Raw genomic sequence first — 14,788 nt, 5'->3', positions numbered from 1 at the left:
GCCACTCATCCAGCACTTGCCCTTCGCCTGTCAGCGCCTGCGGGCAAAGCGGTACCCGCGCGGACTCACCCAGCGCCAGTAAGGCGTGGCGGTTGCGCTGATAACCGGCAATCCGGCCCCACGCGGCCAGCCCATCTTCCACACCCTGCAACGCTGGTACACCCAATGCATGCAGACGTTCTCGGGCACTGGCAGGCAGCAGTTCGGGGAAAGCAGAGGTGACGAAGCCAGTCTTGCCGTGGCGTTTCAACGCGGCGCAGTACAGCTCCAGCAGCAGGTCACATTCTTTGCGCTCGCCCGTGGCCTCGGCCGGGTAATCCAGCACCAACATCGCCGCATCGGCTTCAGTGCACAGAGCGCTGTCGAGCATCGTGTCCAACGCGTCGCGGTCGCCCCAGATTGCGGTGGTGAAATCCAGCGGGTTCACCAGATTGGCGTAGCTGGGCAGGATCTTAGCCAGCGCGTGCTGCTGGTTTTGCTGCAAGGGTTGCAGGCACAACGCATTGGTTTCGGCGTAGTCGGCAATCAGCCCGGCATCCCCGCCAGAGCAGGCCAAGGCCATCAGACGGTTACCCGCCGGTAAATTGCCACAGGCGGCGGCTTTTAAGGTTTCAACAAAACTCACTGGCCCGCTGACGCGAATCACTCCAAGGCGGTTGAAAAGGCTGTCGTATAACGCATCGGAGCCGGCCAATGAGCTGGTGTGGCTCAACGCTAGCTCAGCGCCGATCTGCGACACCCCGGTTTTCAGCGCAATAATCGGAATCCCCTTTTGCAGCGCTTTGTGGGCTGCCCGGGCGAACCCGGGCACGTTCTTAAGCCCTTCTAGGTGAAGCCCGATGGCCGTGACACGCGGCTCATCGAGCAACACATCCATTAACTCTGCGATGCCCACCTGCGCCTGATTGCCCACTGAAGCCATATAAGCGACTGGCAGCGAGCGGTCACTCATGGACAGGTTGTAAGCAAAGTTACCGCTTTGCGTCAGCACTGCAACGCCCCGCTCCACCGTTTTGCCGCCATGTGCGACGGGCCACAGCGCACAGCTGTGCAGGTAGTCAAGGACGCCGTAACAGTTAGGCCCGAGCACGGCCATGTCGCCTGCCGCCGCCAGTAACTGCTCTTGCAGAGCGTGGCCGTGTGCACCCGTTTCAGCAAAGCCTGATGCATAGCAAATAGCGCCGCCCGCGCCCTTGGCCGCCAGTTCAGCCACGCTGACCAAGGTTTGCTCACGGTGGGTGGCAATAAATACCGCGTCTGGGCCGCAAGGCAGCGCGTCGACACTGCGCACACAGGGCACGCCTTCAAGGCTATCGTGCTGCGGGTTAATGAGCCACATCTGGCCCTGATACCCACCTTCAGCGCAGCGCTTGAGCGCCCGCGCCATGCTGCGCCCTCCGATAAACGCCAGATGACGAGGCGCAAGCAGGCGCTTGAGGTTGTTGCGAATGTGTTCAGACATGGGCGTTCTCCGATCAGCGCAACAGCGGCCGCAGCAATTCGCGGGAAATGATGTGCCGCTGAATTTCCGAGGTGCCTTCCCAGATCCGCTCGATGCGCGCGTTACGCCAAATCCGCTCCACCGGACCTTCGTCCATCAGCCCCATGCCGCCGTAAATTTGCACGGCCTCGTCCGCCACGCGCCCCAACACTTCACTGGCAAACAACTTGGCCATCCCGGCTTCGCCATCGGTCATCGTGCCTTGATCCATTTTCCAGGCCGTGTGCAGGGTCATCAATTCGGCTGCACGAATCTGTGTCGCCATGTCCGCCAACTTGAACGACACCCCTTGAAAACTGCCGATGGGCTGGCCAAATTGCTTACGGTCTGCCGCCCATTGCAAAGAGGCGTCCAGCGCCCGCTGGGCCTGACCGATGCAGTTAGCCGCAACCATCACACGCCCTGCGGTCAGCCAAGCGTTGGCCACCTCCCAGCCCTTACCCACTTCACCGAGGACTTTTGAGGCTGGTACTCGGCAATCGTCAAAGAACATTTCGTAGGTGTGATAACCACGGTTGCTCACGCACTTAGGCCCCCGGCGAATGGTCATCCCCGGGGTGTTGCGGTCAACCAAAAACGAGGTTACGGCGTTGCGTTGGCGACCGTTGTGTTCATAGGTGTCAGTGACCGCGAACACAATGGCGAAATCCGCATGCCCGGCGTGGCTGATGAAGTGCTTGTTGCCATTCAGCACAAAGTCATCAGCGTCTCTGACTGCACGGGTTTTGATGGCGTTGGCATCTGAGCCTGCGCCCGGTTCGGTCAGTGCAAAGCAGTCGGTCTTTTCGCCATTGATGCAGGGCAGCAAGTAGTCTTCGACCTGCTGGCCTTTGCATGCCATGAGGATTTTCGATGGGCGTGCGACGAACACATGCAGCGCCCACGAGACTTTTGACAGCTCACGCTCGATCAGCGCTTGTGACAGGTAATCAAGCCCACCGCCACCGACTTCTTCGGGCATGTTAAACGCGTAAAAACCGGCTGCCAGCGCCTTACCCCGGATCTGCGCGGCGAGCTCCGGGGACACTTCATCAGCACGATCCACGGCCTCTTCATGGGGTAACAGCTCTTTGGCGACAAAACTGCGAACCGCATCCACCAACATTTCTTGTTCTTGGGTCAGTTGGAAATTCATGGCACTACCTGCTCTTCAATAACGGGCTACGAGGACGTTGTGAGGTGGGTGTTTATTGGCCGGTGAAAACCGGCGCGCGCTTTTCCATCACCGCCCGCAAGGCTTCAGCGCCATCTTCACTGCGGCCACACAGCAAACCGGCCGCCAGCTCCGCGTTCAATTGCTCCGCCAAGCTGCGTTCTGCGCCTTCGCGCATGAGTTGTTTGGTTTGGGCAAAGGCGAATGTCGGGCCACTGGCCAAACGGGCTGCCAATTCGCCCGCCGTGCTCAGCAATTGCTCGTCGGCACACACTTCGCTGACCAACCCGGCAGCCAATGCGCGGTCAGCACTCCAGAGTTCATCGAGAAACAACAGACGCTTGGCCTGTTCGCTGCCGATCAGGCGTGGCAAATGCCAACTGGCACCCGCATCGGGTGAATAGGCCATGCTGGTGTATCCGGCCTTAAAGCGTGCCGACTGCGCGGCGAGGCGCACATCGCAACACAGGGTCAAATCCATCCCAGCACCCACCGCCGTGCCGTTGATGGCCGCGAGGGTGGGTTTATTCAGGCTGTACAAACGGTTCATCAAGGCATGGGCGGTTTGTGTCCAGCCGTAGGTTTCCAGTGCGCCGCGTGCCTCGGCCTCAGCCCATTCGGCCAAATCAGCCCCGGCGCAAAAACTGCGGCCAGTGCCGGTCAGCACAATGACCCGCACAGCGGGGTCAACCTCATAGTGATCAAGCAAGGTATGCAGATTTTTTAGGGTCGGGATGTCCAGCGCATTGCGCTGCGCTGGCCGATTGAGGGTGATCCAGGCCACGCCTGCTTCAACCTGACTGAGCAGTGAAGAGTGAGTCGACATACGCGTCCTCTAATAGTTGTGTTTGGTATGAGGGGAAGACCTATTAAGCACCATGCTAAACGAGTGTTCAGTAAGACGACAATCCTCGCCCGAACGAGCTGTAACAGATCGTTAACATCTTCAAGTGATTGAATTTAATAGACTTATTCTGATTATCAGGCGGCCTGACGGCAAAGCTGTTACATCTTTAAACAACTGCCTACAGGCCTCACAAAACACCGCAGGCGCGCCGATTAGCGCGCCTGCGGTGCTGGCTTAAACCTGTGACAGAGCCTCTGCTTGACTGAGCTCGCGGCCACGTTTGCGCTGGATCAAGAAGTACGCGGCATAGCAAATGGCGATAAACCCAAAGCCCCAATACAGCGACGGACGCTGTGTTTCATCCAGTGCTAAAAAGAAGAACAGCGAGCAGCACAAGGCGATGCACAGTAGCGGGATGTAAGGGAATAGCGGTGCGCGGTATTTCAAGTCACTGACCTTGCCGCCATCGCGGATGTGAGCGCGGCGGAATTTATACTGCGCCAAGGCAATCACGATCCACGTCACGGTGCCCGACATACCGCTCACGGCCATTAACACCATAAACAGCGTGTCAGCCGCGATAAAGCTGGTCATCAGTGACAACAGCGCAAAGCACAGCGTGATGCTCAGGGCGCGTAATGGCACGCCGCGTGAGCTCAGAGGCGACAGCGCTTTGGGCGCCATACCGGTTTTGGACATGGCCCACAGGATCCGCGTCGAGGCGTACAAGCCCGAGTTCCCCACCGACAGGATCGCGGTCAAAATCACGAAGTTCATCAGGTCGGCCGCGTAAGGGATGCCGACCATGTCAAACACCTGAACGAACGGGCTTTCCATCAGGCCAGCCTGCTCCCACGGAACGATGGCCGACAGCACAATAATCGCCAGCACATAGAAGATCAGCACGCGAAATACAACGTTGCGTACCGCCTTGGGGATGCTCTTTTCCGGGTTTGCGGTTTCGCCTGCCGCCACGCCCATGATTTCACAGCCCTGAAAGGCATAGACTACAGTCATCATCACGGCGAACACCGCCGATATACCGTTGGGGAACAGTGAGTCGCCGATCAAGTTGCTCATCATCGGCGCCGGGTCACCATTGGCCAGCGGCATTGCGCCGAAGATCACCAACAGGCCGACCACGATAAAGCCCAGAATGGCCGCTACTTTAATCCCCGAAAACCAGTATTCGGCCTCGCCAAAAGCACGGGTTGCCATCGCATTCAACCCAAACAGCACAACGATAAACAGCCCGGACCAATACCAAATCGGCACATCCGGGAACCAGCGCACCATCAACATGCCTGCCGCGGTGAACTCCAAACCCACGGTAGTCGCCCAGCTCATCCAGTACACCCAGCCGATCATAAAACCGGTGGCGGGCCCGATGTATTTAGTCGCGTGTGCTTGAAAAGAGCCTGAAACGGGCATCTGCACTGACAGTTCGCCAAGGCAAACCATCACCAGATACATCAGTAAACCGGCGACCAAATAAGCCAACACAGCGCCCATCGGCCCGCCTTGGTTGATGGTCACACCCGAGCCCATAAACAACCCGGTGCCGATAACCCCGCCTAAGGACAACATGAAAAGATGACGGCTTTTTAAAGCGCGGGTCAGTTGTATGCCTTTACGTTCGTTGGATTCGTTCATAGCAGCACCTCTCAAGACTGGGCGAGGTGTGCGAGGCATGACATGAGGCTGTCATGCAGTGAGGGATCAGCTTTACGGCAGTTCATTATTATTATCTCCAATAAGCTTCGAAGACCGCGTCCAGAGCGGTTATCTCGATTATTGGAAAGCCATGTAAGGTCGAGTTGTAGATCAGGATCAAAGATGTACTAAGTCGTAACAAACCTGTACGTCAGCGCTGCAATAAGCCTTCCAGCACCGCCTGGGTGTGCTCAAGCGCCTCAAGGAAGACTGGCAATTGCCGGTGTATCGCCGCGCTATCGTTGATTAACGCAGCCGTTTCCATCGTCCTTAGCGCGCGGGCTAAAGCAGTGAACCCCAGCGAATCGCTGCTCCCTGCCAGCCGATGAGCCTGATGCGCGACTTCTGTGCAGTCATCCGCTTGAATCGCTTCTGTTAGCGCTTTGTGATGTTGGGCAATCGACTGACGCAAGGTGCTCAACAGGCCCAACAGTTTTTGCTCACCGAGCAAGGTGCGATGCGTGTCGAGCAGCGCCCAGTCGACTGCGTGATGCTGCGGCGCAGACGCGGGTGTCAGCGAGTCACCCGCCAGGGCTTGGCGCAACTGTTCAAGCTTCAATGGTTTGGTAAGAATGCCTTGCATGCCCGCGTCTAAATAGTGGCTGACTTGGGCAGGTTGCACACTGGCAGTCAGCGCAATGATCCGAGTGTGCTGATTGGGCCCTGGGGTACGACGGATCAGACGACACAGTTCGATCCCGCTCATGCCCGGCAGGTGAACGTCGAGCAACAGCAGTTCAAACGTCTGGCGCCGGCACAGGACTAACGCCTGCTCGGCATCTTCGGCCAGACTGACCTGATGCCCGTCGCGCTCAAGCAAGCCGCTGGCGACTTCGCGGTTCAACGCCATGTCTTCAACCACAAGAATGTTCAGTGCTTGCTCTGGGGCAGACACTTGAGGGATCTCACCATCGGCTAAGGCGGGTTGCAGGCTAAGCTCGAACCAAAAGCAGCTACCCTGACCCTCTTGGCTGTCGACACCGATGCGCCCGCCCAGCAATTCCACCAACTGCTTACTGATAGCCAAGCCGAGCCCGCTGCCGCCATAGCGCTGGGCCACGTCTTCACTGGCTTGGGTAAAACGCTCGAAGATTTTTTGCTGTGACGCACTGGCGATACCAATGCCGTTATCGGTCACGCTCACCCGCAAGCGCTGGGTGGTTGACTGTGTGTCGCGCTGCTCGCTGTTATCCAGCGGCAACCGTGCAACGTCAATGGTTATGTGCCCGGCGTTGGTGAACTTGATGGCATTGGCCAACAAGTTGCTAAGCACCTGACGAATAAATTGTTCGGCGCCGTAGCAGCGGTCTACCACGCGTGGATCAACGTGCGCGTGCAGTTGCGTGCCGTTACTCATCGCCCTCGGCTCCAATAACGTCAGCACTTGGTCGATCAGCTGTGCCAGCGAGAAATGGACCAACTCCGGGTGGCTTTCGCCTTCTTCCAAACGGGCAAAATACAACACTTCATTGAGCATGGTCAGCAACCCATCGCCCGCCTTGTACAAAGCTTCTAGGCGTTTGCTGTCGCGTTCATCCAGCGGCGCTCCACGCAGTAGCTCGGCCATGCCAAGAATACCGTTGAGGGGCGTTCGCAATTCATGGCTCATGGTGGCAAGGAAGCGTGACTTGGCGAGGTTGGCCGCCTCGGCCTCTTCTTTGGCACGTTGCAGGCTGGCGGTGCGCCGCTCGACCAATTTTTGCAACTGATCGCGATTGTCTTGTAAGGCCAGTCGGTCGACCTCACGCTGGTGAAGATCATTGAGAATCGCCCGCCGCATGTCATCCAGCGCGTGGGCCACGGTGTCGATTTCATCTTCGTGGCGAGCGCGGCTTTTGTGCAGTTGTAACGGTTTGTGCAAATCACCTTCGGCAACCCGTCGAGCAAAATCTGCCATCACCTGCAAATGCCGGGTCACTAAGCGATAGAACAAGCCCGACAGCGCGACGGCTAGACCACATAGAAACACGCTCATCCATAGCAAACTGGCCAACCCGGTGGTGTAAAGCCGATGGTAAACCGCGCCTAGGTCGATACTGACTTCCAACTCCCCCAGATGCCGTCGCTCACCGGTTGGCGGTTGATACGTGAGCTCGAAACGCTCGATGCGCAGCGGACCGATGGGCGTTTTTTCGCCTTGGATCAGCTCAAAATCAGGGCTAAGCAAACGCACCCTGGCCACATCAGAGAAGTCCACCAAACCTCGTAATTGAACATTCAATTGTTCTTGGTTCAGGTCCCAGACACTGCGCTCAAGGCTGGCCAAGTACCCAGCGCGAATCAGCTCCATGCCCGAGTCGATGTCACGCATTTCCCGACGGTACTCAAAATACAACTGCACACCGCTGGCCAGAATGGTGAAACACAGGCTGAACAGCAGAATAAAAAGCAATAAACGACGCAACAAACCGCTCGATCGAGGGCCTTTCATCGGGCACCCGCTGGCAAGTTCACCATGTCTCGGTACGTGCTTTCGCTTTCTTGCAGCCAGCGCTCAACCTCGCCGGTGTCTACCATTCGCTGCAGTTGCGCGTCAATGTCGGGCATCTGTTCGGCCAGTCGTGAATGGCGGGACACCGCGATGCGCAAGTAGTCGACGCTCAATGAGCGAGGCAGCGCTTGAATCTCAGCAGCGCCGGGCAAGTGTTCGACGTACAACTGCCCGGTGCGCCGTTCGTGGGTAATGAAGTCAATACGCCCGCGAATCAACTTACCGAAATTCTGTTCACTGTTGGACACCCACTCGATGTTGCCATGCTGAGTGACAAAGCGATCAAAGCCCAGGCCGTAGCTTTCACCAAACAACAGACCGCCGCGATAGTGCGCAAGATCTTCGAGGTGCTCAAAGGTGACCGGGTGCTGGCGATTAACAAACACGGCAACTTCTTCGCGTAATACCGGTACGGTCGAGAAACGCATGCTTTGCTCACGTTGCGTGGTGCTGTAAGCCAACACGACATCGACCCGGCCTTCTGCCGCGTCCAGCAAACAACGCTTCCAGTTACCCAGCACCACAATCTCAACCTCGTAGCCTAAGCGGCCAAACAAATGTTTAACCACGGTCGGCGCAAGACCACGTACCTGCTTGCCGTCGCTCCAAGAGATCGGCGGGTAGACCGGATAATCGCAATAACGAATGGGTTGGGCTGCTGCTGTACCCGCCCCCGTGAGCGCTATCAGCAGCCCGACCCTGCGCAGCCACATAGGTCAGGCTGCGACGCTGGCGGTAAACAAATACCCGGCGCCGTGGATGGTGATGATCAGTTGCGGCTCGGCGGGGTCGTCGTGCAACTTGCGCCGTAAGCGCCCAACCAGCACGTCAATCGAACGGTCACTGGGCACCCACTCGCGGTTGCGAATCTGATCCATCAATTGATCGCGACTTAAGGTATGGCCGCTGTTGCGTAGAAACACGTTGAGCAATTGATACTCGCCGTGGGTCAGTAATGTCTCGCCACCGGCAGGATCAATCAGGCGTCGACGATCAGTGTCCAGGGTCCAGTCAGCGAAGTGTTTGATCTGCTGGCGCGCCAGCGTAGTGCTGGAGGTATGCTGTTGTGCATGGCGTACTCGACGCACCAAATTTTTGGTCCGAGAGACCAACTCACGTGGGTTGAGGGGTTTAACCACGTAGTCATCGGCCCCGCATTCTAGGCCGACAATCAGATCGACTTCATCATTGCGCCCAGTAATCAGAATGATCCCGACCTCTGAGCGCACCCGTAGCTCGCGAGTCAAGGTCAGACCGTCTTTGCCGGGAAGACGAATATCGAGCATCACCAAATCGACCGTATTGGCGGCCAAAAAGCTCTCTGCCAGCTCCGCCGTGGCGGCGCAATGGACTTCATAGCCTTCTTGCGAGAGGTAAGCATCTAGAAGTTCGCGAATCAGCGGATCGTCGTCGACGATCAGTACCCGAGTAGTCATCGCTTGAAGTCCTGCCAGTGCCAGTAGGCACATTCTTATTAGAATTATTTTGCATCAGGGCTAGAGATTAGCCATTGCTGAACAAACGATCAACAGCCCCTCACGTTACCGCCGGAAACGTTGATGACCGCCGGCTTGCAAACCGTCGACCCAGGCTTCGCACATCACAATCCCTTGCGCGGGGGTAAACGTGCCGGGATTAAGCCCTGACTCCAGCCATAAGCCGTCAAGCAGCGCGCTTAACGCAATGGCCGCAAGGTCGGCATCAAAGGCTTGCCAGCCCGCTTCAATCGCCAGATCGTTCAAAATATTGCGTAGTTCGTCGCGGTATTCGCCATAGGAACGGTCGTGGGCCAAGTTGATGGCTTCAGCGGTTTTCATCGCGCCCCAAAACGCCAGCCAAGCATCTAACAGCTGCGGGTCGAGCATGTCATCTGAAAACGAGGCTCGAAAAAACGCTGAAAACCGTTCACGGGCACTCGATGAGGCTTGGGCCATGGCCTCACGCAGAAGCCCCATCACCCGCCCGGTGATTGCGTTATAGGCTTGGGCGACCAATTCGTCCTTGCCGGAATAATGGTGGCTGATTAACCCGACCGAAACCCCGGCTTCAGCTGAGATTTTGCGAATCGACGCCCCCTGAAAACCGTATCGTTTGAGACATACCAGAGTCGCCTCGATCAAATTAGCCTTGCGCAACTCAGGCTCCATTCGGGAAAAACGCGCGGGCTGATTCATGGGGTCAAACTCCTAAAATCCATCGTTTGGCGGCAGTGGCCATGGCGACTGTACAACAGCCCCTACGAGGATTCACGCACCCGGCAGATTCAGCCTTTGTAATCTGGGGCAACTCGGTCTAGCAGGCGCAATAAAGCAGACCACGCTAACGCCATGCCGTCTGGGTCGCTGAGTTCACCCTCTTGCAATGGGCGACTCGGTTCATTGAATTGTCGTTCGGTGTGCGCGCAAACGGTCGCAGGCGGCAACAGTACTTCGCCACTGGCTTGGGCCGCGAGTTGAATTTCACAGGCTTTTTCCAAGTAGTACATCCGCAGAAAAGCCTGACCCACGGTTTCTCCAACCGTCAGTAAACCGTGGTTGCGCAGGATCAAAACCGATTTATCGCCCAAGTCCCTTATCAAGCGTTGCTGCTCGGCAAGATCCAGGGCAATCCCTTCATAGTCGTGATAAGCCACACGGCCATAAAACTCCATGGAGATCTGATTGACCGGCAATAGCCCACACTTTAATGCGGCTACGGCGCAACCGGCCTTGGTGTGGGTATGCAGCACGCATTGCGCATCGTCGCGGGCGCCATGTATGGCGCTGTGGATCACAAAACCCGCCGGGTTAACCGGATAAGGCGACGCTTCTACTGCTTGCCCGTTGAGGTCGATCTTCACCAGATTGGAGGCGGTGATTTCATCGAACATCAGCCCATATGGGTTGATCAGAAAGTGATGCTCAGGCCCGGGCAGTCGCACTGAAATATGAGTAAAGATCAGGTCGCTCATCCGAAAATGCGCAATCAGCCGATAACAGGCGGCCAATTCCTCACGCAAGCGTTGTTCCGGGCTCGCGGGATCATTCTTTACGCTCATGCAGGCAATCTCCGTGTGGGGCGGGTAAAAAAGCTGGGCGCCCTAAGACGCCCAGCCATTCAACGCTACTTTGAGGCCCATGCATTAAAGCGCTCTTCTAGCTCTTCGCCATGGTCAACCCAAAAAGCCACATCCATTGCCAGCGCCCCTTTGAGGTTTTGCGGCGTGGTCGGCACCCACTTTGCCAGTTCTGGGTCTAATTTAGCCGCCGCTTGGGTGTTGGTCGGGCCGTAGGGGATCTGATTGACGTAGTTGACCTGAGCATCGGCCTGATTGGTAAACGCGATAAAGCGTTTGGCTTGATCGGCATGGTTGGAGCCCTTGATGATTGCCCAATAATCCATGCCATACAGACTGCCGGGCCAGACTACGCGCAACGGGCTGCCGCCTTGTGCCGCGGCAGCAATGCGCCCACTGTAAGTGGTGGTCATGACCACATCACCCACCGTCAGCCACTGCGCCGGTTGTGCGCCCGCCTCCCACCACTGGATATAAGGTTTGAGCTCTGTCAGTTTGGCGAACGCTCGATCAACGCCCTCGGGTGTGTTTAACACCGTGTACACGTCTTCGGCTTTAACGCCGTCGGCCATTAAGGCGAACTCCAGGTTGTACACCGCGCGTTTACGCAGGCCGCGTTTGCCGGGGGTTTTTTTTACATCCCAAAAGTCTTGCCACGAAGTGGGAGCCTGCGCGAGTTTGTTTGCGTCATAGGCGATGGCCACGCTCCACACCAATGCCGCAGAACCACACTCTTGCGCGGCATCGGGGATCAACTCTGCGTCACCGCCCATGGCCTTCCAGTCGAGGCGCTCGTACATGCCTTCTTCGCAGCCGCGCATCAGGTCTGGGGCTTCGATCTGGACCACGTCCCAATCAACGTTGCCGGTGTCGACCATGACCTTGATTCTGGCCATTTCACCGTTGTATTCGCTTTGGATCAATTTGTTGCCATCTGCGGCGCTAAACGGTTGGAAGAACGCCACATCTTGGGCTTTTTGACCAGCCCCTCCATACCCTACTACGACCATGTTCGGCGCGGCTTGTGCGCTGCCAAAGCCCATGGCCAAGGTCAGCAGCACAGGATAAAAGCCCTGCTTGAGCGTATCCGACTTCATCGGTGGTTCCTCATACGGGTATCACTGAGCGAGCGCCGCAGTGATCCATTTTTATTGTTAGTGAGGTGAGCCCTTGGAGGGGGCAGTTCGAAATTACTCAACGTTTATTAAAAAAACAAGTTGATTTTTTACTGAGGGTAAATTTCTATAGCGCAATAATAACAATGCCGAGCTGGCTTCTTTTTTCGCCTCGGCCCGCCTGGAGCACTGCATCATGCCGACTTCAACCCCCGCGTTTGCCCACCTCTTCGAGCCGTTGCAGATCCGTGGCAAACAGCTCAAGAATCGGATCATGTCCAGTGGGCATGACACCTCGATGCCAACTGACAATTTGGTCAATGATCAATTGATTGCCTATCACCGGGCGCGCGCTGAAGGTGGTGTGGGGCTAATCGTGCTGCAAGTGGCTGGGGTACATGACAGTGCCCGTTACACCTCCCATGTGCTGATGGCCACCGACGATGCCTGCATCGAGGGCTATCGAAAACTGGCCGAAACCTGCCACGCACATGGCACGCTGGTGCTTTCGCAGATTTTCCATCCGGGGCGGGAAATCATGGAGTCTAGCGATGGGCTGCTGGCGGTCGCCTATTCGCCGTCTTCGGTGCCGAATGAACGTTTTCGGGTTATGCCGCGCACGCTAGACCAAGCGATGATCGACGAAATCGTCGCGGGCTATGGCGCTGCTGCTCGGCGCCTGTATCAAGCGGGTTTGGACGGTGTTGAAGTAGTGGCCAGTCATGGGTACTTGCCCGCGCAATTCCTAAATCCGCGGGTCAACCTGCGAACCGACGGTTACAACGGGGACCTGGAGCAACGCCTGCGATTTGTGCGTGAAGTGATTGCAGCTGTGCGCCAAAACACTGACGAACATTTCATCATTGGTTTGCGGATCAGCGCCGACGAACGCGATCCTCAGGGGCTGACCGAAAGCGAGTCGCTGGCAGCCGTTAAGTCTCTGCAACAAAACGTGGACTATGTGCATGTGGTCGCCGGTACCTCGGCGTCTCTGGGCGGAGCGGTGCATATCGTACCGCCTATGGCCATCGAAGCCGCGTATCTGGCTAAAGAGGCCGGGACGTTCAAAGCCAGCCTCTCTATTCCGCTGTTTGTAACTGGTCGTATCAACCAGCCTCAAGAAGCCGAACTCATCCTCGCTCGAGGGCAAGCCGATGTGTGCGGCATGACCCGCGCCCTGATCTGCGACCCGCAAATGCCCAACAAAACCGATGCTGGGCGTAGCGATGATGTGCGCGCCTGTATTGCCTGCAATCAGGCGTGTATCGGGCACTTTCACAAAGGATTGCCGATTTCCTGTATTCAGCACCCGGAAACAGGCCGCGAGCAGATGTTCGGCACCCTGCAACCGACAGTCGAGCGTAAGCGCGTCATGATCGCGGGCGGCGGCCCAGCCGGCATGAAAGCCGCGGCAGTAGCCGCTCAGCGCGGGCATGACGTCACGCTCTACGAAGCCAACGCACAACTGGGTGGCCAAGTGCTGTTGGCTCACCTCCTGCCCCGGCGCAGTGAGTTCGGCGGTGCCAGCACCAACTTGCAACGAGAGATGGAGCTGGCTGGCGTAAAGGTGGTGCGCAACACCCGGGTCGACCGTGCACTGGTAGAGCGTGAGAAGCCGGATCTGGTGATCGTGGCCACCGGTGCCGAGCCTTACTGGCCGGCTTTTGAGCGCGGTGGCGAACTGCAAGTAGTGGATGCATGGCAGGTGTTACGCGACGAGGTCAAACTCGGTCGCTCAGTGCTTGTCGTCGACTGGCGTTGTGACTGGATCGGCCCAGGGATTGCCGAACGTCTGGTCCGTGCGGGGCATCAAGTGCAGTTGGCGGTGAATGGCACACATTGCGGGGAGAGTCTGCCGTTGTACGTGCGTGATCAGTTGGCAGGCGAACTGCACCGTTTGGCGATACCCATCACCCCATACGCTCGCCTTTATGGCTGCGATGACAGCACGGTATACATGCAGCACACCGCCAGCGATGAACCTATTTTGTTTGAAAACATCGACACGCTGGTGTTGTGCCAAGGCCATCAACCCGTGGACACCTTGGGGGCTGAACTGCAAGGGGTGGTGGAATTTCGCCGGATTGGCGACTGCTTAGCACCGCGCACCGCAGAAGAAGCCATTTATGAGGGCTTGAAGGTTGCCTGGGCACTTTGAGCCTGCTTTATACTCCGGGCCTTCTCCAGCGACTGCTGACGTAAAAATTTTAGGTATGGGCGTGCTTTGCGCGCTCAGCCAACCATTGGCTCGGAGCCTGTATGAGCAACAGCAGCAACCTGCCTCCTGGTAGCGCCGTACCGGCCAAACCGGAAGGCGGCCCGGCACCGCATTTTCTCGGCACGCGAATTCGTGGTTTACGTAAACGTCGAGGCATGACTTTGGCCAGGCTGGCGAGCCTGAGCGAGCTGACCGCGGGTTATATCAGCCAGCTTGAACGCAACCTGGCCTACCCCTCTATACCGGCGTTGTTCAATATCGCGCGCAGCCTTGGCGTGACCATCCAATGGTTTTTTGCCAGCGAGGCCAGCCCTACCGCCGAAGACAATGGCTACGTGGTACGTAAAAACAGCCGCATGAGCGTGCATTACGAGGACGGCATTGTTGACCAATTACTGACCCCGCAGCCCAATCGGCAACTGGAAATGCTGCACTCACGCTTCCCGCCGGGCACTTATAGCCAACAGAGCTACAGCCATGAGGGCGAGGAGGCAGGTTTCCTGCTCTCGGGGAGCTTTGAGCTGTGGGTCAGCGACCGTCATTTTTTGCTCAATGAAGGTGACAGTTTCAGCTTTTCCAGCCAAGAGCCCCATCGTTACGGCAACCCCGGCGACGTCGATGCCGTCGTGGTATGGGTCATCACCCCGCCGACCTTTTAAGCGCCCAAAAGACGGCACTCCAACCCGTCATGTCCA

At 57.3% G+C, this 14,788-nt stretch carries 12 protein-coding genes; 2 read left to right on the top strand and 10 right to left on the bottom strand.

Going from position 1 to position 14,788, the window contains the following annotated elements; genetic code table 11:
* From AQS70_RS11555 to AQS70_RS11510, 10 genes are all read right to left on the bottom strand, one after another.
* Nucleotides 1-1,462, bottom strand: a 1,462-nt coding sequence (locus AQS70_RS11555; RefSeq protein ID WP_055102906.1) for an acetate--CoA ligase family protein, incomplete at its 3' end; no start/stop codon positions are given.
* 13 nt (nt 1,463-1,475) lie between these two features.
* Complete coding sequence (locus AQS70_RS11550) at nt 1,476-2,636, bottom strand: acyl-CoA dehydrogenase family protein (protein WP_055102905.1); 1,161 nt, start codon at nt 2,634-2,636, stop codon at nt 1,476-1,478.
* A gap of 52 nt (nt 2,637-2,688) precedes the next feature.
* Entirely contained in the window at nt 2,689-3,480 is a 792-nt protein-coding gene (locus tag AQS70_RS11545; RefSeq protein WP_055102904.1) for an enoyl-CoA hydratase/isomerase family protein, read from the bottom strand.
* Nucleotides 3,481-3,735: 255 nt separating this feature from the next.
* Complete coding sequence (locus AQS70_RS11540; protein WP_055102903.1) at nt 3,736-5,154, bottom strand: amino acid permease; 1,419 nt, start codon at nt 5,152-5,154, stop codon at nt 3,736-3,738.
* Between the two features lie 211 nt (nt 5,155-5,365).
* Entirely contained in the window at nt 5,366-7,645 is a 2,280-nt protein-coding gene (locus AQS70_RS11535; RefSeq protein WP_055102902.1) for a hybrid sensor histidine kinase/response regulator, read from the bottom strand.
* Nucleotides 7,642-8,418, bottom strand: a complete 777-nt coding sequence (locus AQS70_RS11530) for a substrate-binding periplasmic protein (protein ID WP_055102901.1) — start codon at nt 8,416-8,418, stop codon at nt 7,642-7,644. The genes AQS70_RS11535 and AQS70_RS11530 overlap by 4 nt, the downstream gene beginning before the upstream one ends.
* A 3-nt stretch (nt 8,419-8,421) precedes the next feature.
* Nucleotides 8,422-9,141, bottom strand: coding sequence for a response regulator transcription factor (locus AQS70_RS11525; protein WP_055102900.1), 720 nt, complete (start codon nt 9,139-9,141; stop codon nt 8,422-8,424).
* Between the two features lie 105 nt (nt 9,142-9,246).
* The gene (locus tag AQS70_RS11520; RefSeq protein ID WP_055102899.1) at nt 9,247-9,879 is read right to left on the bottom strand and encodes a TetR family transcriptional regulator C-terminal domain-containing protein; all 633 of its coding nucleotides are present in this window, start codon (nt 9,877-9,879) and stop codon (nt 9,247-9,249) included.
* Nucleotides 9,880-9,968: 89 nt separating this feature from the next.
* The gene (locus AQS70_RS11515; protein ID WP_055102898.1) at nt 9,969-10,742 is read right to left on the bottom strand and encodes a class II aldolase/adducin family protein; all 774 of its coding nucleotides are present in this window, start codon (nt 10,740-10,742) and stop codon (nt 9,969-9,971) included.
* A gap of 65 nt (nt 10,743-10,807) precedes the next feature.
* Nucleotides 10,808-11,857, bottom strand: a complete 1,050-nt coding sequence (locus AQS70_RS11510; protein WP_055102897.1) for an ABC transporter substrate-binding protein — start codon at nt 11,855-11,857, stop codon at nt 10,808-10,810.
* Between the two features lie 214 nt (nt 11,858-12,071).
* On the opposite strand from AQS70_RS11510, the gene AQS70_RS11505 reads away from it, so the two are divergent.
* On the top strand, nt 12,072-14,033 hold the full coding sequence (locus AQS70_RS11505; RefSeq protein WP_055102896.1) for an oxidoreductase: 1,962 nt from the start codon (nt 12,072-12,074) through the stop codon (nt 14,031-14,033).
* 101 nt (nt 14,034-14,134) lie between these two features.
* On the top strand, nt 14,135-14,752 hold the full coding sequence (locus AQS70_RS11500) for a cupin domain-containing protein (RefSeq protein WP_055102895.1): 618 nt from the start codon (nt 14,135-14,137) through the stop codon (nt 14,750-14,752).
* Nucleotides 14,753-14,788: the final 36 nt, after the last annotated feature.

This window comes from Pseudomonas endophytica (assembly GCF_001411475.1).
Lineage (GTDB): Bacteria > Pseudomonadota > Gammaproteobacteria > Pseudomonadales > Pseudomonadaceae > Aquipseudomonas > Aquipseudomonas endophytica.
This window is presented reverse-complemented; position numbering and strand designations above follow the sequence as displayed.